Source organism: Bradyrhizobium sp. BLXBL-01, assembly GCF_051853025.1.
Classification (GTDB): Bacteria; Pseudomonadota; Alphaproteobacteria; order Rhizobiales; family Xanthobacteraceae; genus Bradyrhizobium.
The window spans coordinates 6,726,561-6,748,193 of the sequence record NZ_CP182471.1; the positions used below are offsets into that span (position 1 = coordinate 6,726,561).

Sequence of the window (21,633 nt, forward strand, 5' to 3'; positions counted from 1 at the left end):
CGGACGCATAGCTTGGGAAGGACACATGCCGGAGACCGCCGCCACAGCGCCGACCACAGAGCCGTTTCGCTGCTCGATCATGCAGATCGAGCCGCAATGGATCGACTACAACGGCCATCTCAACATGGCCTATTACAACGTGATGTTCGACCGGGCGATCGACGAGTTCTGGCTCGAGCTCGGGATTGGCCCGGTCTACAAGAAAGAGCGCCACGGCTCGACCTTCACCGCCGAGTGCCACGTGCGCTATTTGCGCGAGATCCATCTCGGCGATCCCGTGCAAATCCTGGTGTGGCTGCTGGAGGCCGACGACAAGCGGCTGCACACATTCGAAGAGCTGCGGCACGGCACCGAGGGCTGGCTGTCGGCAACGTCCGAGAACATGTCACTGCACATGGACATGAAGGCGCGGCGCGTTGCGCCGTTTCCGCCCGACATCCGGCAGCGTATTGCCGGGGTCGCCAAGTCCCACAGCGCCTTGACGCGACCCGAGGGCATCGGCCGGAATGTGGCGATGCCCTCGAAGCGCTAGTGCATGATCCGCCGCGCTATATCCTGTTGCGGCCGCGGGCCAGGCCGACGACGGCCGAGACCAGGAACAGAACGACTGCGATGAAGAAGATGATCTTGGCGATCTCGATCGAAGCGCCGGCGACGCCGCCGAAGCCCAGGATGCCGGCGATCAGTGCGATAACCAGAAACGTCACAACCCAGCCTAGCATGGTCAAACCCTCGTCTTGATGTTGTCTGCGATCGACGCGGCTGGCCGCGCCACCTGCCCTGACAATCTCGACGCGGGAACGATGGTTCCGGCCCCGGCGGGAGCGAAATTCGCTGGCTCAGCTGGAACAAATCGGCGCGCCGCGCACGTGGAAAACCCTGCCCGGCGCCCCCATATAGGCACCAATCCCTGTTAAGAAGGCTCCCTTCCACCACCCCGCGGTGCCATCGTGGGGCCGATGATTCGCATGACCGAGCCGAGCAAGATCACAGCCGTACCCGACCACCAGCCCGCAGCCGGCGGCATCGCCGCGCGTGCGCGCGCCTCGGTGGGCCCGAAATACCTCGCCGGACTCAATCCGGAGCAGCGCGAGGCGGTGGAGACGCTGGACGGCCCGGTCCTGGTGCTGGCCGGCGCCGGCACCGGCAAGACGCGCGTGCTGACCACGCGCATCGCCCACATCCTGAGCCAGGGCCGCGCCCGCCCGGCCGAGATCCTGTCGGTGACCTTCACCAACAAGGCCGCGCGCGAGATGAAGCACCGGCTCGGCCAGATGCTCGGCCACGCCGTGGAGGGCATGCCGTGGCTCGGCACCTTCCACTCCATCGGCGGCCGCATTCTGCGCGTCCATGCCGAGCTGGCGCAGCTCAAGTCGAACTTCACCGTGCTCGACGTCGACGACCAGGTCCGGCTGCTCAAGCAGCTGCTCCAGGCCGACAACATCGACGAGAAACGCTGGCCGGCACGGATGCTGGCCGGCCTGATCGACGGCTGGAAGAACCGCGGCCTGATGCCCTCGCAGGTCCCGTCGGGCGAGGCCGCGATGTTCGCCAACGGCAAGGGCGGCAAGCTCTATGCGAGCTATCAGGAGCGGCTGAAGATCCTGAACGCGGCCGATTTCGGCGATCTCCTGCTGGAGAACATCCGCATCTTCCGCGAGCACCCGGATATTCTCAGGCAGTACCAGCAACGCTTCAAGTTCATCCTGGTCGACGAGTACCAGGATACGAACGTCGCGCAATATCTGTGGCTGCGGCTCCTGTCGCAGGCGCCTTCTTCCTTCGCCTCTCCCCGCTTGCGGGGAGAGGCCGACGCACGAAGTGCGGCGGGTGAGGGGGACTCTCCAAGCACCGCGCGCGTGGAGACTCCCCCTCACCCCGACCCTCTCCCCGCAAGCGGGGAGAGGGAGAAGACCAAAAACATCTGCTGCGTCGGTGACGACGACCAGTCGATCTACGGCTGGCGCGGCGCCGAGGTCGACAACATCCTGCGTTTCGAGCACGATTTCCCCGGCGCCAAGGTGATCCGCCTCGAGCGCAACTATCGCTCGACGGGTCACATCCTCGCCGCCGCCTCGCATCTGATCGCACACAATGAAGGCCGGCTCGGCAAGACGCTGCGCACCGAGGATCAGGACGGCGAGAAGGTCACCGTGACGGGCTCCTGGGACTCGGAAGAGGAAGCCCGCGGCATCGGCGAGGAGATCGAGCAGCTGCAGCGCCAGGGCGAGAAGCTCAACGAGATCGCCATTCTCGTGCGCGCCTCCTACCAGATGCGCGAATTCGAAGACCGCTTCGTCACGCTCGGCCTGCCCTATCGCGTCATCGGCGGCCCGCGCTTCTATGAGCGCGCGGAGATCCGCGACGCGCTGGCGTACTTGCGCGTCATCAATTCGCCGGCCGACGATCTCGCCTTCGAGCGTATCGTCAATACGCCGAAGCGCGGGCTTGGCGACGCCACCGTGCAGATGCTGCACGACCACGCCCGCAAGCGCCGCATTCCCCTGTTCGAGGCGGCGCGCGCCGTGGTCGAGACCGACGAGCTGAAGCCGAAGGCGCGCGGCTCGCTGCGCGATCTCATCGCGCAGTTCGACCGCTGGCGCGCCCAGCGCGAGGTCACCGCGCACACCGATCTCGCCCAGATCGTGCTCGACGAGAGCGGCTATACCGAGATGTGGCAGAAGGACCGCTCGGCCGACGCCGCAGGCCGGCTGGAGAACCTGAAAGAGCTCGTGCGCTCGATGGAGGAGTTCGAGAACCTGCAAGGGTTCCTGGAGCACATCTCGCTGGTGATGGACCGCGAGGGCGGTGCCGAGGACGACGCGGTGTCGCTGATGACGCTGCATTCGGCCAAGGGCCTCGAATTCGACAACGTGTTCCTGCCGGGCTGGGAGGAAGGCCTGTTCCCGAGCCAGCGCACCCTGGACGAACAGGGCCGCGCCGGCCTGGAAGAAGAGCGCCGGCTCGGCCATGTCGGCCTGACCCGCGCCCGCCGCCGCGCAAAGATCTATTTCGCGACCAATCGCCGGATCCACGGCACCTGGTCGACCACGATCCCGTCGCGCTTCCTCGACGAATTACCGGCGGCCAATGTCGAGATCACGGAATCCAAGGGCGGCTCTGGATGGGGCGGCAGCGGCGGCTACGGCGCCTCTCGCTTCGACGACATGGAGGCGTTCGGGTCCAGCTATTCGACGCCGGGCTGGCAGCGCGCGCAGGCGAACCGGAATCGCGGCGGCGGCCGCACCGGCGGCTTCGAGGAAGACGCCGCAACGTTCTCGTCCTCCTCGTCATCGGGCCCCGATTTCGGCAGCTTCTCCGCGCGCCGCCGCGGACCCCTGACCATCGAGGGCGAGCTGGTCGCCAAATCCACCGGCACGACGTCCGAATTCTCGCTGGAAGACCGCGTCTTCCACCAGAAATTCGGCTATGGCCGCGTCACCAAGATCGACGGCAACAAGCTCACCATCGCCTTCGACAAGGCCGGCGAGAAGAAGGTCGTGGACAGTTTCGTGCAGCGGGTGTGAGGCCCGAGATGGCTCGGTACGTTGCCATCATTGAGAACGCCGACCCGGACGAGGCCGTCGGCGTGTGGTTTCCGGACCTGCCCGGCTGCTTCTCCGGCGGCGACGATGTCGACGAGGCCCTCGAGAATGCGCCCGAGGCGCTCGCATTCTATGCGCAGGAACTGATCGCGGACGGTCGCCAGCTGCCCCCGCCTCGAACGCTGGACGAGCTCAAGGCCGATCCGGAGTTTGCCGAGGACCTGGGGAAACACACGGCCGTCCTGATCGAATGGCCACCCGCCGCGGACGCGGAGTGAGGACTGTTCGCCGCACCAAGCGGACTCTCGACAGTTCTCGCCCGAACGCCCCTTGACCACCGCGAACTTCCCCGTATCAGATAAACCCATGGTCCGGGGCTCCATCACATTGATCGTGCTTGCATTGGGGATGCCGTCGCTTGCGGCGGCGGAGACCATGAGCTTTGGCGATTCGATCGGGAAGCTGGCGGCGAGCTGCGGTGCGGAAATCGTCGCCAATTGCCGCGGCGTCAACCCGGACTCGACCCGCCTGAAGGAGTGCCTGTCGCGCAACCGCGACGTGCTCACGCCGCAATGCGCGAGCGACTATCTCGGCGTGTTCGACGCCATCCAGAAGCGCGTCGCCGCGCGCGTCACGGTGGCGAACGCCTGCCAGCGCGAGATCGTCAAGGTCTGCGGCGGCTCGACCAAGGAGACCAGCAAGTCGGTCCCCTGCCTGGTCTCGACCCCCAAGGGCATCAGCAACAACTGCCTGAAGGCCGTCGACGACGCGGGGTATCGCTGATGCGCGCGAACGGGCTCGCCACCGCAGGGCTGGGCTTGGCGCTGGGCCTCGCTTTGCTCGCGGGCACCGCCGGCGCGCAGACGGCGGCACCGACCCGCGACGACATCGTCGGCAAGCTGAACCATTTCGAGGAAGCCGCCGAGGTCGACCTGCCCGCGCTGAAGCAGCAGGTGATGGAGCGCGCCAAGACCAGGATCAAGAACGATCCGGGTCCGGTGAACCGGCCGTTGATCGCGCCGGAGCTTGCCAAGCTGCCCGCGTTCAATGCGCAGATCCAGTTCGACGCAGACACGCCGATCATCCAGCCGGCGTCCTACCAGACCGTCGGCCGCATTGCGGACGCGCTGGTTCACTCCTCGCTGCTGCCCTACACCTTCCTGATCGTCGGCCACGTCGAATCCAATTCGAAGACGCGCGAGGCCAATGCGATCCTGAGCCAGCGCCGGGCCGATGCGATCCGCGACGTGCTGGTGAACACCTTCAAGATCTCGACCAAGCGGCTGCATCCGATCGGCCTCGGCGAGGAGCAATTCCTCGACCGGACCAAGCCGACCTCCGCCGTCAACGGCCAGTTGCAGATCCTGACCTATGCCAAGCTGCCGGAGGAGGCGCCGCATCCGGCTGCGGCCCCCGCGCCTGCGGCTAAAAAGCCCGCCAAGAAGCGCTGAGCAAAGGCGGCTCCGCGGTTGACGGAACCCCTTGAAGCGCGGGCTATTTTGCAGCCTGTCCCGGGCGCGCGCACACGGTTTCGCGCGACAAAAGTGCCGGTTTGTGCACCGCCCGGTCCAGTGCTATAGCCTCTGTTCGCCCTTCCCGACCCCGTGCTGCATGAGACCGAAATGGGTGGCTTTTTCCAGCGCCAACTTGCCGTGTATGTCGAGTACCATCGCGATCCCCGGAACACGGCGATGCATGTGGTCGGCATCCTGCTGCTGTTCACCGGCGCCGTGCTGCCGCTGACGCTGGTCAAGCTTCCGCTGTTCGGATTCAACGTGAGCCTGGCGGTGGTCCTGGCCGTGCCGGTCTTGATTTACTGGCTGCTGCTCGACGCGGCGCTCGGGCTCGGCATTCTGGCCGTCTCGGTCGTGCTGTTTTCGGTTGCGACGACCATTGCGGCGCAGGTCGGCACCGCGACGATGTGGGCGATTTTCGCGACTCTGGTGGCGCTCGGCCTCGCCGCGCAGGCCATCGGCCATAAGGTTTTTGAGGGGCGCGAGGCCTCGTTGTTCACTTTTCCCTCGCATCTTTTGCTTGGACCGATGTTCGTCATGGCAAAATTATTCATTGCATTGGGCTTCCGTCGCGACCTTGCCGCGATTCTGGCGCCTCTTCCGGCCAATTCCCTTTCAACCCGATAACGCTCGAAGCAAAACAGCAACCTTCTGCATGGCTCTCGTCCTGGTTACCGGTGGCAGCGGCTTCATCGGACATCACCTCGTAGAAGCGCTCCGCGCCCGTGGGCAGCGGGTCCGCGTTCTCGATGTCCGTGCGCCGACCGCGGCGAACGCGGACGTCGATCACGTCCTCGGCTCGGTGCTGGATTGCGCCGCGGTCGATGCGGCGATCGCCGGTGTCGATCAGGTCTATCACCTCGCCGGCCTGCCCGGCATGTGGGTCGCCAACAAGCAGGACTTCCACGACGTCAATTGCCGCGGTACCGAAATCGTGCTCGCAGCGGCAATGAAGCGGGGCGTCTCGCGCTTCCTGCACTGCTCGACGGAATCGATCCTGTTCCCCTATTCCGACCTCAAAGGCGTTCCCGCCGAAGAGGCGCTGCAGCCGGCCGAGGCGATGCCCGGCGCCTACACGCGCTCAAAATCGCTCGCCGAGCATCATGCCGCCAAGGCGGCAGAAGCGGGCTTTCCGCTGGTGATCGGCACGCCGACCATGCCGATCGGCGCTGCCGACCATAATCTGACACCGCCGACCGCGATGCTCTGGTACTTCCTGCAGAAGAAGGTGCAGCCGCATCTCAACTTCCTGGTCAACCTGGTCGACGTCCGCGACGTCGCCATGGGCCTCGTGCTGACCATGGAACGCGGCCGCCTCGGGCAGCGCTACATCCTCGGCGGCGACTGCGTCCCGCTCGGCGACATCCTGCGCATGATGTCGGCGATGAGCGGCCGCCGGCAGTTTCCGATCGTCGTACCCGGCAAGATCGCCGAGCTCTCTGCGATCATGCTCGAATCCATCGCCGACCACATCACGCGCCGGCCGCCGAACGGCACCGCCGAGGGCGTGCGGATCGCACTCGCCGCGAGCGATCTTTCGATCGGCAAGGCCCGTAACGAGCTCGGCTATTCGCCGCGTCCGATCGAGCCGGTCTTGCGCGAAACCATCACCCATCTGCTCGCCCGCAACGGCCAGCAGCCCTCCGGCGCCCTCAAGCATCACGCGCTCTCCTCGCGCGCGAGCTGAAGCCGCCGCCCAAACGCAAAGAACCTTCATGTCTTTCGATTTCAGCAAGCTTCTTTCTGTCGCCTGGGGTGGCTGGACCACGACCTGGCCGACCGAACTCCTTGCCCTGATCTGGCTCGCCTTTCTCGCGAGCTGGGTGGGCGCGTCGTTCTGGCAGGGGCGGACCAAGAAGCAGGTCATGACGCTGGAGTCGCAGCGCTATAGCCTGCCGATCCTCGTCGGCGGCATCCTGTACACGCCATTCATTGCGGAGGTCATGGGCTGGAAGCCGCTTTGGGTGCTCGGCAACGCCGGCATCACCATCGCAGCGGTCCTCTCGGTCGCCGGAATTGCTTTCGCATGGTGGGGGCGGCTGCATCTCGGCAAGTTCTGGTCCAACACCATCACCCACAAGGAAGACCACCGCGTCATCGACACCGGCCCCTACGGCATCGTCCGTCACCCGATCTACACCGGCCTGATCTTCGGAATGCTGGTGACCGGCGTTGCGATCGGCCTGGTGACGACGATCCTCGGCGCGATCCTGATCTCGCTCGGCATGTGGCAGAAGGGCCGGATGGAAGAAGTGTTCCTCTCGAAGGAGCTCGGCGAAGACGCCTATGGCGCCTATTGCCGCCGCGTTCCAATGATCATTCCGTTCACGTCGCCACGGTAAAGGCGTCACTTTCGTGTCCCCGACGCGCTGCAGCGTGCAACGCTGCTGCGCAGAGCCGGGACCCCAGACGGCTATTCGTGCATGGGGCGAGATGGGCCCCGGCTCTGCAGCGCATCGCACCGGACGATGCTTCGCATCGCCGGGGCGCTGCGCTGCGTCCGGGGCACGAGCACACGATCTTGGTCCCCAAGGAACCAGCCCTCCGCTCGCTCGTTGCCCCTCGACATCTGCCAGCGACCGCAGAGCATCGAGCCATGTCGGACGCCTACGATTATTTTCGCGCGCACGCGATCGCCGCCGTCCGCAAGGCGCGGGCGCTGCCGCCCGGGCGGACGAAGCAGAAGCAGCGCACGGTGGCGCGGGTCTATCATCTGCTGTCCAGGGAAGCCGCGCTGGCGCCGAACATCCGTCACCTGGACGATTTTCGCGCGGCACGGCGGTTGGAGCGGCAGATCGGTCGTTGATCTCCGGGCCGACGCCGCGACTGTCCCATGCAAATTCGATCGGCTGCCATTCCACGGGAATAGGCCTCTGCGGCGCGCCACACAGGTTGACGTCTGCCCCGTCAGCCAGTTGGATGCGCGCGCAACCGGGGGCCTGTCATGACGTTTTCCAGCATCTTCGCGCAGTTCGTCGCGTTCATCGGCGGCATCGCGCTGCAATGGCGCAAGATGACGGGCACCGAGCCCGCGCCGGCCTGGGGCGAGAAGCCCGCAATTCCCGAAGCGAAGCCGCAAGGCGCGATCCCGACCTTGAAGATGCCGACCGCACGCGGCTGGCGCGATGGGGAAAAGCCGATCGCTGCGCCCGGGCTCAAGGTCAATGCGTTCGCGACCGGCCTCGACCATCCGCGCTGGATCGAGGTGCTGCCCAATGGCGACGTGCTGATCGCGGAGGCGACGCAGATCGCAGGCGCTCCGCGCAGCGTGTTCCACTATGCGATGCAGGCGACGATGCGCCGCGCCGCGGCACTCGGCGTCTCCGCCAACCGCATCACGTTGTTGCGCGACAAGGACGGCGATGGCGTTGCGGAGGTTCGCGGCGCGTTCATGGAGAACCTCAACCAGCCGTTCGGCATGGCGCTGGTCGGGGACACTTTCTACGTCGGCAACACCGACGGCGTGATGGCCTTCCCCTACGTTGCCGATGCCGATCGCATCACCGCGCCGGGCAAGCGGCTCACGACGTTCAAGCCTGCCGGCCATTGGACGCGCAGCTTGCTCGCCAGTCCCGACGGCAAGAAGCTCTATGCCGGCGTCGGGTCGCTCAGCAACATCGCGGAGATGGGCATGGAGGTCGAGCAAGGCCGCGCCGCCGTCTACGAGCTCGATCTCGTTGCCGGCACGCATCGCATTTTCGGCGCGGGCTTGCGCAATCCCGTAGGCCTTGCCTGGGAGCCGACGACCGGCGTGCTGTGGACCGTCGTCAACGAGCGCGACGGTCTCGGCGACGAGACGCCGCCGGACTATCTCACTTCAGTTCACGACGGCGGCTTCTACGGCTGGCCCTATTGCTACTGGGGCAAGACGGTGGACGACCGCGTGCCGCAGGATCCGGCGATGGTCGCCAAGGCGATTCAGCCGGACTACGCGCTGGGCGGCCACACCGCCTCGCTCGGCCTGTGCTGGATGCCCGCAGGCACCCTGCCCGGCTTCGGCGACGGCATGGTGATCGGCCAGCACGGCTCGTGGAATCGCAGCAAGCTGTCCGGCTACAAGCTGGTGTTCATCCCGTTCGCGAACGGCAAGCCGTCCGGCCCCTCGCGCGACATCCTGTCGGGCTTCCTGTCGCCGGACGAGAAGGAATCCTACGGCCGCCCGGTCGGCGTCGCGATCGGTCCTGACCAGAAGTCGCTGCTGATGGCCGACGACGTCGGCAACGTGATCTGGCGCGTCACGGGAGCGTAGCAGCTTACGTCCCGACGCAGAGCGTGGCGCGCTGCTTGCGGAGCAATGCGATCACCGACAGCGCCGTGATCAGGCCGGTCTTGGGATTCTCGGACGGGATGTTCTCGATGCCCATCGAGAACCGCGCCGAATCCGCCTCGACCTCGATGCGGTGAACGTTGCGTGTCACGGTCGGATCGGCCCAAACTTGCATCTGGGTGCGATCGGGCCCGATGCCCGCCAGCGACAACGCAACGGCGACGTTGACATTCGCCGGAAAGCCCTTTGCGGCTTCGCGCGCGCTGCCCTCGAACAATTTCAGCGGTTCGCGCAGATTGTCGATGTCGATGTTGTTCTGAACGATGAACGGCGCACCCTTCAAGCCGTCGATCGGCTTGCGCGTCACCATCTTCACCGAATGGATAGTGCCGATTGCGGCGGCGTTGACGGCATCGAGGCCCATCAGCGCGCCGGTCGGCACCAGGATGCGGCCGCCATTGGCGCGGGCAAGATCGACGAGATCGAAATTGTCGAGCAAGCCGCCGACGCTGACCACGACAGCGGCCCTGCCGCGCTTCACTGCCGGCTCGACGATCGCACGCAGCTGGCTTGTCGGCGCGCATTCGACCACGATGTCGGCGGCTTCGCCGAGCTGGTCGAGCGGCAGGATTGTCGGTGGGCGACGCAAGCTGTCGATGAAGGCTTGATGCTTGGCGGGGTCTCGCACTGCCACGGCCGTGAGCGACAGGCCCTCGATGCCCTGATCGAGCGCGGTTGCAATCTTGGCGCCGATCGAGCCCAGCCCGGCAATGGTCACCCGCAATTCGCTCGAAGCCTTCTGATCCGTCATCACCATCCCTCTGTCTTGGCCTCTGTTTTGGCCGATGTCATAGCCGCTCACGCCTCCCGCGCATAGCTGCGCAGGCGGGCTTCCAGAACCGCCAGCAAGGCATCGCGGGCCGGATCGCGCGAGCCGCGCAGCCAGGCTGCGGCAAGCGGCAGGCGGCCGACCGGCCCGCTCTGCCTCGGTCGAAGCGGCACGAAGCGCACACCGGTCACCGCCATCCGAGCGGTCCAGCGCGGCACGATTGCGACCCCGAGCTTCGTTGCCACGAGGTTGATGATGGTCTGCTTCTCGTCGGCGACCTGCACGATGCGCGGCGTCAGGCCGGCCTGCTCGAACAGTTTGACCGTGAGATCGTGGCTGTGCGGCCGCGAGCGGCGGTCCGGCACCAGCATCGCCTCCTCGGCGATATCCGTCAGCGTGATCGCTTTGCGCCCGGCCAGCGCGTGCCGGCGCGGGAACGCAACGATCGCGCTCTCCTGGAGCAGGTCGCGGAATTCAAGCCGCTTGTCCGGCCGGTCAGGCGGACGCACGAAGGCGAGATCGAGCGCGCCGGTCAAGATCTTCGGCAGCAGCCGGACAGTCTTGTCTTCGAGGAGCTGCACCGCGATGTCAGGATGCCTGGCGCGGAAATCGCGCAGAAGCGGCGGCAGCAATCCGGCCGCGGCGCTGTCGATGGCACCGACCCGCAGCCGCCGCGCGGTCCCCGCGCGCGAGCGATTGCGGAGGCTGCTCTCGACCGCCTCGACCTTGGCGAGGATGGCGCGGGCATCGCGCAGCAGCGTCGTGCCGTCCTCGGTGAGCGACACAGCGCGCGTCGTCCGCGCAAACAGCCGCGTTCCCAGATCCTCCTCCAGCAGCCTGATCTGCCGGCCGAGCGCAGAAGGCAGCATCTGAAGCTGCTGTGCCGCGCGGCCGAAATGCAGCTGCTCGGCCGTCGCCACGAAGCATCGGAGCTGATGCAATTCCATTTGCCGGTCCTCTCGTCTCAGCGAGGATTATATCATTTTTTTGTATAAACCAGCACCGATTGAGTTTGCCCTGCACTCCCGTCTAGATTCGCCGGCGACGCCGACCGCCGAATATGTCGGCACGATCTCTCCCGCGGAGCTTTCCATGCGCACCCATTCGATCGCAGCCATTCCCGCCGACGGCATCGGCCCCGAGGTGATCTCGGCCGGTGTCCGCGTGCTGGAGGCCCTGGCCAAGCGCAGCGGCGACCTCTCCTTCAACGTCAAGACGTTCGACTGGGGCTCGGATTATTACAAGAAGCACGGCGTGATGATGCCGGCGGACGGTCTCGGCGAGCTGAAGAAGTTCGACGCGATCTATTTCGGCGCGGTCGGCGCCCCCGACGTGCCCGACCACATCACGCTATGGGGCCTGCGCCTGCCGATCTGCCAGGGGTTTGATCAATACGCCAATGTGCGGCCGACCAAGATCCTGCCGGGCGTCGCCTCGCCGCTGCGCAATGTCGGCGTCGGCGATCTCGACTGGGTGATCGTGCGCGAGAACTCGGAAGGCGAATATGCCGGCATGGGCGGGCGCGCCCACAAGGGCCTGCCGGAAGAGGTTGGCACCGAGGTCGCGGTGTTCACCCGCGTCGGCGTCACCCGCATCATGCGCTATGCGTTCCAGCTCGCGCAGTCGCGCCCGCGCAAATTCCTGACCGTCGTGACCAAGTCGAACGCGCAGCGGCACGGCATGGTGATGTGGGACGAGATCGCGGCCGAGGTCGCCGGCGAATTCCCTGATGTGACCTGGGACAAGATGCTGGTCGACGCCATGACGGTGCGGATGACGCTGCATCCGAAGAGCCTCGACACCATCGTCGCGACCAACCTCCACGCCGACATCCTCTCCGACCTCGCCGGCGCGCTGGCGGGAAGCCTCGGCGTCGCGCCGACCGGCAACATCGATCCGCAGCGCCGCTTCCCCTCGATGTTCGAGCCGATCCACGGCTCGGCCTTCGATATCACCGGCAAGGGCATCGCCAACCCGGTCGCGACGTTCTGGACCGGCGCGCAGATGCTCGAGCATCTCGGCGAGAAGGAGGCCGCCTCGAGGCTGATGGCCGCCGTCGAGCGCGTCTGCGCCGCGGGCGTGCTGACGCCGGATGTCGGGGGCAAGGCGACGACGAAGGAGGTCACGGACGCCGTGATCGAAGCGATCCACGGATCGAATGTATAGTCTTCGTCCTCTCTCCGCTTCCGGGCAGAGGCGAAGAACGTGCTATCTCCGCCCCGCCGGTGCCGCCGGCGGCGTGGCCATCGCGGCGGCCGGCTCTGGCGGTGTCAGATGGCGGGGGACGATGATGGTCTGGCCCGGCGTCAGCTGCGCGTTCTCCGGCAACGAGTTGCTCTGCGCCAGCGTCCACAGCGGCACGCGGTTGGCTGCGGCGATGCTCTCCATGGTGTCGCCGCGGCGCACCGGCACCCGCACGCCGCTGTCCCACAATTCGACCAGCGTATCCGCCGGCACCAGATAGCGCAGCGGCACGGCATCGGCCTGCGTCTGCGGCGGAATGCGCGGCAGCTGCGTCACCATCCCGACGATCTGACGATGGATGTCGTCGGACTTCTCGATGTTGATGTGGCTGACGCGCGCGTTTTCCTTGAGGTCATAGCTGGCGTAATGGCCGCGAAAGCCGGGGACAGCCACGACGTCGCCGCCGCCGAGCACGCTGTCGGACAGGAAGATGTTGATGAAGCGCTCGACGTTGAGGGGGACATCGCCGGTCGCGTGCGCGGGATCGATGGCGATGACGAGGCTGATCGGGATGTTCTCCTTGGCCGCCATCTCGGAAATGACGATCGAGCACAGCCCGCCCATGGAATGGCCGATCAGCACGATCGGCGCCGCCTTCTCCCTGTAGCTGGCGATGGCGCGGTTGCCGATCAGCCGGCACAGCGTGAATTCGTAGACGTCGGCCGAGAAGCCGGCCTGCGTCAGCTTCTCGCCGAGCCGATCCATGCCGGTCGAGAAGATCGGGCCCATGGCGCCGCGAAACAGATAGACCTTCGGCGGCGGCAATGGCTCGAACGGCGGGGGCGGCGGCGCGGCGGGGACCGCCGCAATGGTCTTGGACTTGGGCGGAGAAGCCGCGGCCGTGCCCGTGCCGAGGGCGAGCAGCACAATTGCTGCCAGCACGATCAGGCGCCTTGGATCAACCATCCGTTCAGAAGTCCTACCACCGGAGGCGGCGCCTCCCCTTGCGGTACTTCTTGACCGCGGAATTGGCAGATTTTGCGGCGCCGAAGCGTAGCGTTCCGGACTAGTTCCTCGCCGGAGCCGCCGCCGCCGCCCGCGCGGGCCGCGGTGCGCCGGGCTCCGCAACGGGGGCAGCCGGGGCGCGCGAGCGCATGATCGCGGCGTCGATCTCGGCGATGACGCGGCGCTGGATCGCCTCGTTCTTGTCGATCGAGATGTGGCCGACTCCGGTGCCGCGGACATCGACATTGTCGAGCTTGCCGCGAAGGCCGGCCGCGGCCCGCACCGGCTCGCCGGGGCCGTCACCGATATAGATGTTGATGTAGCGCTCCGCGCCGGTCGAGAGCTTGGTCTTGAACACGGAATCGAGGCCGATCGCGAGTTTCACAGGCACGCCGAGCTGGTTGAGCTTGGCAATCATGTCGGGCAGCGCGGTCGCACCGGAGGAATGGCCGACCAGGATGATGGTCTTGAGCCGCCCGGCCTTGTAGGCAGCCGCCGCTTCATCGGCGAGCGAGGACCAAGACACGAAATTGGCGACGGTCACCGGGACGCCCTGCGCCTGGAGGCGGGCACCGATCGTGTCGAGGCCGAGCGAAAAGATGTTGAGCACGCCGCGGAGCAGATAGACATGCGTGGTCGCCGCCGCGGCCTGGCTCGGTGCGGCCTTGGCGGTGGTCGGGCTGATGGCAACAGCTGACAGCATGAGCAGGCCCATCGCCCAGGCACGGAGGGCGGACAGCTGGCTGGCGCCGGCGGTGTGACGGCCGTTCGGTCTCATCGATCTTTTCCCCGGAGACAATACGCTTCGCGATTGGCCGGAATCGTAGCCACGGCGCGCTCGCAGACGCAACAAAGAGCCGCGTGAGCGCCAATCTTAGCAGCAAGCCGTGACCATCGCGCAACACTTGCCGGGAACATGCCACTGAAGCGCCTGTTTTGAGACCATTTTTCTCCGGGGAATTGCGGAGGGACAACAGCGTTCCTATTTCAGGGCTCCGCCGACCTGCCCTCCTGGATGGTGCGGCCCCTTCCCCCACCTTTGCTCCTCAGCCTTGCGGCCATCATGTCTTCCATCATATCCGTCGCCAATCTGTCGAAGACCTATGGGTCCGGCTTCAAGGCGCTCAAGAACGTCAATCTCGACATCACGCGCGGCGAGATTTTTGCGCTGCTCGGCCCCAACGGCGCCGGCAAGACCACGCTGATCTCGATCATCTGCGGCATCGCCAATCCGAGCGAGGGCCGTGTCCTCGTCGGCGGCGAGGACATCCAGACCTCCTACCGCAAGGCCCGCTCGCTGATCGGCCTCGTGCCGCAGGAATTGCACACCGACGCCTTCGAGAGCGTGTGGGCGACCGTGAGCTTCTCCCGCGGCCTGTTCGGCAAGCCGAAGAACCCCGACCACATCGAGAAGGTGCTGAAGGCCCTCTCGCTCTGGGACAAGAAGGACAACAAGATCATCACGCTCTCGGGCGGCATGAAGCGCCGCGTGATGATCGCCAAGGCCTTGTCGCACGAGCCGCAGATCCTGTTCCTGGACGAGCCGACCGCCGGCGTCGACGTCGAGCTGCGCAAGGGCATGTGGGAGGTGGTGCGCGGACTTCAGCAGTCCGGCGTCACCATCATCCTCACCACGCATTACATCGAGGAAGCCGAGGAGATGGCCGACCGCATCGGCGTCATCAACAAGGGCGAGATCGTGCTGGTCGAGGACAAGACGACCTTGATGCAGAAGCTCGGCAAGAAGCGGCTGACGCTGCATTTGCAGAACAAGGTGACGTCGTTGCCGGATAGTCTCGCGCATTACGAGCTCGAGCTCTGTGATGAAGGCGCGACGCTGGTCTACGATTACGACACAAAGGGCGAGCGCACCGGCATCACCAGCCTGCTCGGCGACCTCCGCACCGCCGGCATCCGCTTCAACGACCTCGACACGACGCAATCGTCGCTCGAGGACATCTTCGTCGACCTCGTGAGGACGTCATGAACCACCGCGCCATCCGCGCCATCTATCTGTTCGAAATGGCGCGCACCTGGCGAACGCTGCTGCAAAGCATCGTCTCGCCGGTGGTCTCGACCTCGCTCTATTTCGTGGTGTTCGGCGCCGCGATCGGCTCGCGCATCAGCCAGGTCGAGGGCGTCAGCTACGGCACCTTCATCGTCCCGGGCCTGATCATGCTCTCGGTGCTGACGCAGAGCATCGCCAACGCCTCGTTCGGCATCTACTTCCCGAAATTCACCGGCACGATCTACGAGATCCTGTCGGCGCCGATCTCCTATTTCGAGATCGTGCTCGGCTATGTCGGCGCCGCCGCGACCAAGTCGATCATCCTCGGCCTGATCATCCTGGCGACCGCCGGCCTGTTCGTGCCGCTGCACATCCATCATCCGATCTGGATGCTGGCCTTCCTGGTGCTGACGGCGGTGACGTTCAGCCTGTTCGGCTTCATCATCGGCATCTGGGCCGACGGCTTCGAGAAGCTGCAGATGATCCCGATGCTGGTGGTGACGCCGCTGACCTTCCTCGGCGGCAGCTTCTATTCCATCGACATGCTGCCGCCCACCTGGCGCACGGTGGCGTTGCTCAACCCGGTCGTCTACCTGATCTCGGGCTTCCGCTGGAGCTTCTACGAGATCGCCGACGTCAGCGTACTCCTCAGCATCGGCATGACGCTGGCCTTCCTGGTGATCTGCCTGGTCGTGATCTGGTGGATTTTCCGAACTGGATACCGGCTCAAGAACTGACCGCGCGGCGCTCGCGAAAATGTCAGCGCCGCTGGCCGGCGCGGCACAAAGCGGCCTTGCTTACGCCCGGCATCACGTTAACGATGGACAGGCAGGCCGCTGGAACCAACGCAGGGCCGCAGGCATAATGCACGCCGGGGGACGGAGAGCCGCGGCGCGAGCATGAACAGGCCGGAGGCCAGAAGTCAGATGCGTTCGTTTTTAGTTGCTTTTGCATCCCTGATGCTTTTGAGCGTAAGCACCGCGCAGGCCAAGGTCGAGATCACCGTCGACAAGGACAATCAGCAGTTGACCGTCGCCGTCGACGGGGTCGCGCGCTACCGCTGGCCGGTGTCGACCGGCATCCCCTCGCGCGAGACGCCGAATGGCGCCTTCCGCGCCTTCCGGATGGAAGAGGACCACTATTCCAAGGAATTCGACGACGCGCCGATGCCGCACGCGATCTTCTTCACCAAGGTCGGGCACGCCATCCACGGCACGGACTCGGTCGGCCGGCTCGGCTCGCCGGCATCCCATGGCTGCGTGCGCCTGTCGCGCCAGAACGCCTCGACGCTCTATGCGCTGGTGCAGCAGCAGGGCGTGCTCAACACCACGGTGACGCTGACGGGCTCGGCACAGGTGGCGCTGGCGCGCAATCCGCGCGGCCGCAATGCCAATGCGGTGGCCCGCGCCCCGCAGCCTGCTGAAGAGCAATACGCCACCACAGGCGCCCCGGTGAACCTGATGCCGCCGGCGCAGCCCGAACGGCGCTACATGCCGCAGGACGACAACTACATCTACCCGGCCGACGGCAGCGACACCGGCGCGCGCTATCCGGCGCCGCGCCCGATCACCCGCCCCTATGGCACGCAGGCCTATCAACAGCTGCCGCAACCAACATACGACCAGGGCTACGGCCAGCAGGGCTACTATCATCAGCCGCAGGCCCGGCAATATTATCAGCCGCGCAGCTATTATTATCAGAACTGACGCAGCCTGAACGCGACGCCGGGCGCTGCAGCGAATCAAATCGTGCTGACGCGCCGGCGCCGCGGTGGACCGGACAACTCCAGGCCGGCAGGAATCGAGCAGCTCACCGACGCAGGAAGGCAACAGTCCCCAACCTTCAACGCAGCGGCGCCCCGGCCAAATTGACAAGCTTGGGGTCGCCCGTATTGTCGTTCCCATTGTTTCTGGGAAATGACATGACACGCGAGCAGATTTCGGATTTCTGCGTTACCGCGCTGGCCAATATCCTGCGCATCTCCAGGGATCGGGTCGACACCGGCACCAAATTCAACCGCCTCGGTCTCGATTCGGCGATGCTGGTCTACCTGATGATGGAGCTCGAGGAGAAGCTCGACATCGAACTGTCGACCGACGACTTTTACGACCATCCGACCGTTGAGGCCTTGTCCCGGTTTCTTGCCGACAAGCGCGCGATCCGACCGGCCGCCTGACACGGCCTGAACCGGCGCAATCCGATGGACACTCCCCGCTCGCTCGTGGCGCTCCTGGCCCGGCGCGCGGCGGAGCAGGCCAATGACCGCGCCTATGTCTTCGTCTCTGACCGCGGGACTGAAGAAGCTGCCCTTACCTTCCGCCAGTTGCGCGATTGCGCAAGTGCGCTCGCGGCGCGCCTGACCGCGGTCGCGCGCCCTGGCGACCGCGCCATCCTGGTATTTCCACCCGGTCTCGAATTTCTGGTGGCGTTCTTCGGCTGCCTGATGGCCGGCATCATCGCCGTGCCGATGATGATGCCGCGGCGAAACGGTGCGCGCGATGCCAGCGCCGCAATTCTCGCCAACTGCACGCCAGCGGTGGCGCTGACCAGTTCAGCCCTCTCGCTTCGCGGCGATCTGCAAACGCGCTTCGCACACGAGAACATCCGATGGATCGAGGTCGATCTCGGTCCGGCGACCCTGGCACCGGTCGCGCTGGCGGATCCGGCGGCGGATGACATCGCCTTCCTGCAATACACCTCCGGCTCGACCTCCGAGCCGAAGGGGGTGATGGTCAGCCACGCCAATCTGCTCGCAAATCTCGAGATGATCCGGATCGCGCTCGGCAACACCAGGCGATCGACCTACGTCAATTGGGTGCCGCTCTACCACGATATGGGGCTGATCCTGAACGCGCTGCAGACGCTCTATGTCGGGGCGACCTGCGTGCTGATGGCGCCGAACGCGTTCATGCAGCGGCCGCTCGGATGGCTGCGCGCGATCTCGCACTATCGCGCCGAGGTGGCGTGCAGCCCCAATTTCGGCTTCGACCTCTGCGTCAGCCGCCACCGCGCCGACCAGATGGACGGCATCGACCTGTCCTCGCTGAGGATCGCCCTGAACGGCGCCGAGCCGGTGCGCGCAGAAACCATCGAGCGGTTCGCCGCGACCTTCGCGCCGCACGGCTTCGATCCGCGCGCGATGTATCCGGCCTACGGCATGGCGGAAGCGACGCTGCTCATTTCAGGAGGAACGCGCGGCGGCGGTCATCTGACGCGTCGCGTCAGTCGCGCGGCGCTTCAGGCGCATAGAGCAGAGACGGCCTCGGAAGCTGACGATGCGCAGATCGTGGTCGGCTGCGGGCGCGCGCTCGAGGGTGAGCAGATCGCCATCGTCGATCCCGGTAAATGCACACGCCTGCCCCCCGACTGCGTCGGCGAGATCTGGGTCAGCGGCGCCAACATCGCCCGCGCCTATTGGCGCAACGATGACGCAACGAACGAGCTGCTCAATGCGGAGATCGACGGCGAGCACGGCGCATGGCTGCGCACCGGCGATCTCGGCTTCCTCGATGCAAGCGGCGAGCTGTTCCTCAGCGGCCGGATCAAGGACCTCATCATCATCCGCGGCATCAACCATTATCCGCAGGACATCGAGCGCACGGTGCAGTCGCTGGACGAGGGCTTGCGCGCAAACTGCGGCGCAGCATTCTCGGTGCCGGACGAGGGCGGTGAAGAAACGCTCGTCATCGTGCAGGAGGTGGAGCGCACGGCACGTCACAAGATCGACAGTGACGAGATCAAGGACCGGATCCGAGAGGCCATTGCCGACTGTCACGAATTATCCGCGCGCCACATTGCGCTGATCCGGCCCGGTGCCCTGCCGAAAACCACCAGCGGAAAGATCCAGCGCAGGCTGGCGCGCAAGCTCTGGCTCGATGCGGCCTTCGACGAAATCGGCTGACCTGCTCAGAAATCGATTCTCGCTTTCTCGCCGTCGCGCAGGCTCGCGACAATCCCCTGCTCGATCTTGCGCGCCAGCACCGGGCGGTAGTGGATATAGTCCACGAAACTGGCGCGATCGCGCGTGAGCTCGTTGTCGAGGCGATAGCTGACGAAGTTGCTGCGCGGCCGCCCGGCCACGACCTGTGCGAGCGCGGCATCGCAGGCGTTGCGCTCCAGCTCAGCTTGCGTGCCGGGCTTTGCCACGGTGGCAGCGAAGGTCGGCGGCACGATGATGACGACGGGCACGTCGACCGGCAATTTGCGGACGACGTCCTTGAGGGCCGCGATCTCGGGGAACACCGCTCGCGCCTCCGCAGAGGCCACGGGCGCGGGGTCTCTCGGAGCATTGGTCTCCTTGAATTGGCCGGGCGGCCAGATGTCCTCGTAGCTGACAAAGCCGTCACGGTTCATGCGCGGTCGCAGGCCGAGCCCGATGCCGATGCGTTGGAAGACCTGCTCGATCGCCTGCCAGGAAATCAGCCGCACCGCATAAGTGACCACGCTTCCGTCATAGAGCCAGTAAGGGAACGGAACGCCCTCCTCCGTCGGCCGGGCATGCACGCACCAGCCGGGATCGGCGGCGATGACCAGCGCGCCGACCTTCCGGTGATTGCGCAGGAAGAAATCGAGCACGGCGAGTTGCTCGCGTGGGCTCGCACCGGTCATGTAGAGCTGGACGAAGCGGAACTCGCTCGCGCGGGACAATTCCGCCGGCTGGATCAATTGCCCGGTCGAATTGCCGAGGATGACGGAGTCGAAGCTCGCATCGCGTGCGCGGCTCGCTGCCGTGATTTGCGTCAGACGATTGTCGACCCCCTCGATGCCCAGCAGGCCGAGCTTGCCGCTGTCATAGGGATCGACCACGACCATCAGTGCGAGCACCAACAAGGCGGCTCCCGAGAGCGTGCCGAGGCACGCCAGCAGGCTCCGTCCCCAGCCGGGGTCGGTCTCAGAACTTGAAGTAGACGAATTCATGCAGATCCCGACCACCCATGTGGAGCAGCAATGCGAACAATCCGATGCCGAGCAGACCGGCGAGCCACGGTTTGGGACGGCGCGTGAGCATCGCGACGATGTCCTGGCTCGCCGGCAGCAGGAAAGCGAACAGCGGCGCTGCGATCAGCGGCCATAGATGCTTGCCGCGCTCGAGCGGCAGCGGTGAGATCAGTCCCGAAAAGACATGCCAGGCCGCCTCCAACGATCCGGCGCGAAAGATCACGCCGGTCGCCAGCACGAACAAGACGGTGAGCGCCCAGCCGAGCCATGACGGAAACTCCGGCCCATAGCGGCGCCACAGCGCGCAAGCCACCAGCGCGAAGCCGTGCAGCACGCCCCACAGCACGAAGGTCCAGCTCGCGCCGTGCCAGAGGCCGCACAGCGCCATCGTGATCATCATCGCGCCGAAGAACTGGACCGGCAAGAAGCGGCGCGGCAACAGGCGCAGATTGACCAGGGGATAGAAGACATAGTCGCGCAGGAACAACATCAGCGTGATGTGCCAGCGCTGCCAGAAATCCTGGATATTGGTCGAGCGCAACGGCGCATTGAAATTGTAGGGCAGCTGCACGCCGAACAAGAGGCCGAGGCCGATCGCGATGTCCGAATAGCCGGAGAAATCGAACAGGATCTGGAACGAAAAGCAGAAGGCGAGCCAGGCGTCGCCGCTTCGCAACGGTCCGCTTGCCGCCTGCGCATAGATGGGATCGAGCAGATGCGCGAGGCCGTCGGCGATGACGACCTTCTCGAACAAGCCGAACGCGATGAAGCACATGGCGATGCAGAATTGCCGCTGCCAGCCCGGCACGTAGACCTGCCGGCCGAACTGATGCATCACCTCAGACCATCGCGCCAGCGGGCCCGCGATCGCCTGCGGGAAGAAGGCGATGTAGAGCGCGTAACGGTCGAGCGCATAGAGCGGCGCCTTGCCGCGCTTCAGATCGACCAGATACATGATGTGGTGAAAAGTGAAGAAGGAGATGCCGAGCGGCAGCCCGATGTCGAGTGCCGGAAACTTCGTATCCAGCACGAATGCAAGATTGGCGAGCAGGAAATTGGCGTATTTGAACAGCGCCAGAACCGCGAGATCGAGCACCATCACCAGCGTCAGCACCGCCGGCCATTTCACCCGTCCGTAGGCCACCGAAGCGAGCCAGTTGATCGTGATGGAGGCGATCAGGAGCAGGATGAACGATGGGCTGCCCCAGGCATAGAAGGCGAGCGACAGCGCGACCTGCACGCCGATCCGCAGATGCGGATAAGGGTCTGCCAGGCGGTAGATCAGCAAGGCCGCAGGCAGGAAGACCAGGAGAAAGGGATAGTCGTTGAAGAGCATCGGATCA

Annotated in this window: 23 protein-coding genes; 16 read left to right on the plus strand and 7 right to left on the minus strand. The window is 65.6% G+C overall.

Going from position 1 to position 21,633, the window contains the following annotated elements; all coding sequences use genetic code 11:
* The first annotated feature begins 25 nt into the window (after positions 1 to 25).
* Positions 26 to 532, plus strand: coding sequence for a thioesterase family protein (locus tag ACNJYA_RS31230; protein WP_439401261.1), 507 nt, complete (start codon positions 26 to 28; stop codon positions 530 to 532).
* 16 nt (positions 533 to 548) lie between these two features.
* Here the strand turns inward: ACNJYA_RS31230 and ACNJYA_RS31235 are convergent, their stop codons facing one another.
* A complete protein-coding gene (locus ACNJYA_RS31235) occupies positions 549 to 722 on the minus strand; it encodes a DUF1328 domain-containing protein (protein WP_036006471.1) in 174 nt (57 codons plus the stop codon).
* 237 nt (positions 723 to 959) lie between these two features.
* On the opposite strand from ACNJYA_RS31235, the gene ACNJYA_RS31240 reads away from it, so the two are divergent.
* The 9 genes from ACNJYA_RS31240 to ACNJYA_RS31280 all read left to right on the plus strand — a co-directional run bounded on the left by ACNJYA_RS31240 (position 960) and on the right by ACNJYA_RS31280 (position 9,308).
* Positions 960 to 3,527, plus strand: coding sequence for an ATP-dependent helicase (locus ACNJYA_RS31240; protein ID WP_439401262.1), 2,568 nt, complete (start codon positions 960 to 962; stop codon positions 3,525 to 3,527).
* Positions 3,528 to 3,535: 8 nt separating this feature from the next.
* On the plus strand, positions 3,536 to 3,823 hold the full coding sequence (locus ACNJYA_RS31245; protein ID WP_172787477.1) for a type II toxin-antitoxin system HicB family antitoxin: 288 nt from the start codon (positions 3,536 to 3,538) through the stop codon (positions 3,821 to 3,823).
* 88 nt (positions 3,824 to 3,911) lie between these two features.
* Positions 3,912 to 4,328 (plus strand): hypothetical protein, encoded by a 417-nt coding sequence (locus tag ACNJYA_RS31250; protein ID WP_212259119.1) that lies wholly within the window; start codon positions 3,912 to 3,914, stop codon positions 4,326 to 4,328.
* Positions 4,328 to 4,996 (plus strand): OmpA family protein, encoded by a 669-nt coding sequence (locus tag ACNJYA_RS31255; protein ID WP_439364307.1) that lies wholly within the window; start codon positions 4,328 to 4,330, stop codon positions 4,994 to 4,996. Before ACNJYA_RS31250 ends, ACNJYA_RS31255 begins: the two co-directional genes overlap by 1 nt.
* Positions 4,997 to 5,167: 171 nt before the next feature.
* The gene (locus ACNJYA_RS31260; protein WP_172787530.1) at positions 5,168 to 5,686 is read left to right on the plus strand and encodes an Mpo1 family 2-hydroxy fatty acid dioxygenase; all 519 of its coding nucleotides are present in this window, start codon (positions 5,168 to 5,170) and stop codon (positions 5,684 to 5,686) included.
* A gap of 28 nt (positions 5,687 to 5,714) precedes the next feature.
* A complete protein-coding gene (locus tag ACNJYA_RS31265; RefSeq protein ID WP_212259118.1) occupies positions 5,715 to 6,746 on the plus strand; it encodes an NAD-dependent epimerase/dehydratase family protein in 1,032 nt (343 codons plus the stop codon).
* A gap of 28 nt (positions 6,747 to 6,774) precedes the next feature.
* A complete protein-coding gene (locus tag ACNJYA_RS31270) occupies positions 6,775 to 7,401 on the plus strand; it encodes a methyltransferase family protein (RefSeq protein ID WP_260380281.1) in 627 nt (208 codons plus the stop codon).
* A gap of 254 nt (positions 7,402 to 7,655) precedes the next feature.
* On the plus strand, positions 7,656 to 7,865 hold the full coding sequence (locus ACNJYA_RS31275; protein WP_025038081.1) for a hypothetical protein: 210 nt from the start codon (positions 7,656 to 7,658) through the stop codon (positions 7,863 to 7,865).
* A gap of 138 nt (positions 7,866 to 8,003) precedes the next feature.
* Complete coding sequence (locus tag ACNJYA_RS31280; protein WP_439364308.1) at positions 8,004 to 9,308, plus strand: PQQ-dependent sugar dehydrogenase; 1,305 nt, start codon at positions 8,004 to 8,006, stop codon at positions 9,306 to 9,308.
* A 4-nt stretch (positions 9,309 to 9,312) separates the two neighbouring features.
* On the opposite strand, the gene ACNJYA_RS31285 is transcribed toward ACNJYA_RS31280, so the two are convergent.
* Both ACNJYA_RS31285 and ACNJYA_RS31290 read right to left on the minus strand, forming a co-directional pair.
* Entirely contained in the window at positions 9,313 to 10,137 is an 825-nt protein-coding gene (locus tag ACNJYA_RS31285; RefSeq protein WP_439401263.1) for an aspartate dehydrogenase, read from the minus strand.
* A gap of 47 nt (positions 10,138 to 10,184) precedes the next feature.
* Positions 10,185 to 11,102, minus strand: a complete 918-nt coding sequence (locus ACNJYA_RS31290) for a LysR family transcriptional regulator (RefSeq protein WP_439367539.1) — start codon at positions 11,100 to 11,102, stop codon at positions 10,185 to 10,187.
* A 145-nt stretch (positions 11,103 to 11,247) separates the two neighbouring features.
* Between ACNJYA_RS31290 and ACNJYA_RS31295 the strand changes: the two genes are divergently transcribed.
* Positions 11,248 to 12,321 carry a tartrate dehydrogenase gene (locus tag ACNJYA_RS31295; RefSeq protein ID WP_260380284.1) on the plus strand — a complete coding sequence of 358 codons (1,074 nt, stop codon included), beginning with the start codon at positions 11,248 to 11,250 and terminating at the stop codon, positions 12,319 to 12,321.
* A gap of 42 nt (positions 12,322 to 12,363) precedes the next feature.
* Here the strand turns inward: ACNJYA_RS31295 and ACNJYA_RS31300 are convergent, their stop codons facing one another.
* Positions 12,364 to 13,305 (minus strand): LysM peptidoglycan-binding domain-containing protein, encoded by a 942-nt coding sequence (locus ACNJYA_RS31300; RefSeq protein WP_439364309.1) that lies wholly within the window; start codon positions 13,303 to 13,305, stop codon positions 12,364 to 12,366.
* Between the two features lie 100 nt (positions 13,306 to 13,405).
* A complete protein-coding gene (locus ACNJYA_RS31305) occupies positions 13,406 to 14,122 on the minus strand; it encodes a hypothetical protein (protein WP_212259112.1) in 717 nt (238 codons plus the stop codon).
* Positions 14,123 to 14,407: 285 nt separating this feature from the next.
* Between ACNJYA_RS31305 and ACNJYA_RS31310 the strand changes: the two genes are divergently transcribed.
* The 5 genes from ACNJYA_RS31310 to ACNJYA_RS31330 all read left to right on the plus strand — a co-directional run bounded on the left by ACNJYA_RS31310 (position 14,408) and on the right by ACNJYA_RS31330 (position 19,253).
* Entirely contained in the window at positions 14,408 to 15,331 is a 924-nt protein-coding gene (locus ACNJYA_RS31310) for an ABC transporter ATP-binding protein (RefSeq protein WP_212259111.1), read from the plus strand.
* Positions 15,328 to 16,089, plus strand: coding sequence for an ABC transporter permease (locus tag ACNJYA_RS31315; protein WP_212259110.1), 762 nt, complete (start codon positions 15,328 to 15,330; stop codon positions 16,087 to 16,089). The genes ACNJYA_RS31310 and ACNJYA_RS31315 overlap by 4 nt, the downstream gene beginning before the upstream one ends.
* Positions 16,090 to 16,251: 162 nt before the next feature.
* Positions 16,252 to 17,058 (plus strand): L,D-transpeptidase, encoded by an 807-nt coding sequence (locus ACNJYA_RS31320; RefSeq protein ID WP_212259109.1) that lies wholly within the window; start codon positions 16,252 to 16,254, stop codon positions 17,056 to 17,058.
* A gap of 215 nt (positions 17,059 to 17,273) precedes the next feature.
* Positions 17,274 to 17,528 (plus strand): acyl carrier protein, encoded by a 255-nt coding sequence (locus ACNJYA_RS31325; RefSeq protein WP_172787491.1) that lies wholly within the window; start codon positions 17,274 to 17,276, stop codon positions 17,526 to 17,528.
* A gap of 24 nt (positions 17,529 to 17,552) precedes the next feature.
* Positions 17,553 to 19,253: a fatty acyl-AMP ligase gene (locus ACNJYA_RS31330; protein WP_212259108.1), complete on the plus strand. Its 1,701-nt coding sequence runs from the start codon at positions 17,553 to 17,555 to the stop codon at positions 19,251 to 19,253.
* A 5-nt stretch (positions 19,254 to 19,258) separates the two neighbouring features.
* Here ACNJYA_RS31330 and ACNJYA_RS31335 read toward each other — a convergent pair whose 3' ends face one another.
* Together ACNJYA_RS31335 and ACNJYA_RS31340 are read right to left on the minus strand one after the other, a co-directional pair.
* Positions 19,259 to 20,176 carry a hypothetical protein gene (locus ACNJYA_RS31335; protein ID WP_439403497.1) on the minus strand — a complete coding sequence of 306 codons (918 nt, stop codon included), beginning with the start codon at positions 20,174 to 20,176 and terminating at the stop codon, positions 19,259 to 19,261.
* A 67-nt stretch (positions 20,177 to 20,243) separates the two neighbouring features.
* Positions 20,244 to 21,626, minus strand: a complete 1,383-nt coding sequence (locus ACNJYA_RS31340; protein ID WP_439401264.1) for an MBOAT family O-acyltransferase — start codon at positions 21,624 to 21,626, stop codon at positions 20,244 to 20,246.
* Positions 21,627 to 21,633: the final 7 nt, after the last annotated feature.

Excerpts from the sequence above, each read along its gene's own strand:
- ACNJYA_RS31230 (WP_439401261.1), top strand. The coding sequence starts at position 26 with ATGCCGGAGACCGCCGCCACAGCGCCGACCACAGAGCCGTTTCGCTGC.
- ACNJYA_RS31235 (WP_036006471.1), bottom strand. The coding sequence starts at position 722 with ATGCTAGGCTGGGTTGTGACGTTTCTGGTTATCGCACTGATCGCCGGC.
- ACNJYA_RS31240 (WP_439401262.1), top strand. The coding sequence starts at position 960 with ATGATTCGCATGACCGAGCCGAGCAAGATCACAGCCGTACCCGACCAC.
- ACNJYA_RS31245 (WP_172787477.1), top strand. The coding sequence starts at position 3,536 with ATGGCTCGGTACGTTGCCATCATTGAGAACGCCGACCCGGACGAGGCC.
- ACNJYA_RS31250 (WP_212259119.1), top strand. The coding sequence starts at position 3,912 with ATGGTCCGGGGCTCCATCACATTGATCGTGCTTGCATTGGGGATGCCG.
- ACNJYA_RS31255 (WP_439364307.1), top strand. The coding sequence starts at position 4,328 with ATGCGCGCGAACGGGCTCGCCACCGCAGGGCTGGGCTTGGCGCTGGGC.
- ACNJYA_RS31260 (WP_172787530.1), top strand. The coding sequence starts at position 5,168 with ATGGGTGGCTTTTTCCAGCGCCAACTTGCCGTGTATGTCGAGTACCAT.
- ACNJYA_RS31265 (WP_212259118.1), top strand. The coding sequence starts at position 5,715 with ATGGCTCTCGTCCTGGTTACCGGTGGCAGCGGCTTCATCGGACATCAC.
- ACNJYA_RS31270 (WP_260380281.1), top strand. The coding sequence starts at position 6,775 with ATGTCTTTCGATTTCAGCAAGCTTCTTTCTGTCGCCTGGGGTGGCTGG.
- ACNJYA_RS31275 (WP_025038081.1), top strand. The coding sequence starts at position 7,656 with ATGTCGGACGCCTACGATTATTTTCGCGCGCACGCGATCGCCGCCGTC.
- ACNJYA_RS31280 (WP_439364308.1), top strand. The coding sequence starts at position 8,004 with ATGACGTTTTCCAGCATCTTCGCGCAGTTCGTCGCGTTCATCGGCGGC.
- ACNJYA_RS31285 (WP_439401263.1), bottom strand. The coding sequence starts at position 10,137 with ATGACGGATCAGAAGGCTTCGAGCGAATTGCGGGTGACCATTGCCGGG.
- ACNJYA_RS31290 (WP_439367539.1), bottom strand. The coding sequence starts at position 11,102 with ATGGAATTGCATCAGCTCCGATGCTTCGTGGCGACGGCCGAGCAGCTG.
- ACNJYA_RS31295 (WP_260380284.1), top strand. The coding sequence starts at position 11,248 with ATGCGCACCCATTCGATCGCAGCCATTCCCGCCGACGGCATCGGCCCC.
- ACNJYA_RS31300 (WP_439364309.1), bottom strand. The coding sequence starts at position 13,305 with ATGGTTGATCCAAGGCGCCTGATCGTGCTGGCAGCAATTGTGCTGCTC.
- ACNJYA_RS31305 (WP_212259112.1), bottom strand. The coding sequence starts at position 14,122 with ATGAGACCGAACGGCCGTCACACCGCCGGCGCCAGCCAGCTGTCCGCC.
- ACNJYA_RS31310 (WP_212259111.1), top strand. The coding sequence starts at position 14,408 with ATGTCTTCCATCATATCCGTCGCCAATCTGTCGAAGACCTATGGGTCC.
- ACNJYA_RS31315 (WP_212259110.1), top strand. The coding sequence starts at position 15,328 with ATGAACCACCGCGCCATCCGCGCCATCTATCTGTTCGAAATGGCGCGC.
- ACNJYA_RS31320 (WP_212259109.1), top strand. The coding sequence starts at position 16,252 with ATGAACAGGCCGGAGGCCAGAAGTCAGATGCGTTCGTTTTTAGTTGCT.
- ACNJYA_RS31325 (WP_172787491.1), top strand. The coding sequence starts at position 17,274 with ATGACACGCGAGCAGATTTCGGATTTCTGCGTTACCGCGCTGGCCAAT.
- ACNJYA_RS31330 (WP_212259108.1), top strand. The coding sequence starts at position 17,553 with ATGGACACTCCCCGCTCGCTCGTGGCGCTCCTGGCCCGGCGCGCGGCG.
- ACNJYA_RS31340 (WP_439401264.1), bottom strand. The coding sequence starts at position 21,626 with ATGCTCTTCAACGACTATCCCTTTCTCCTGGTCTTCCTGCCTGCGGCC.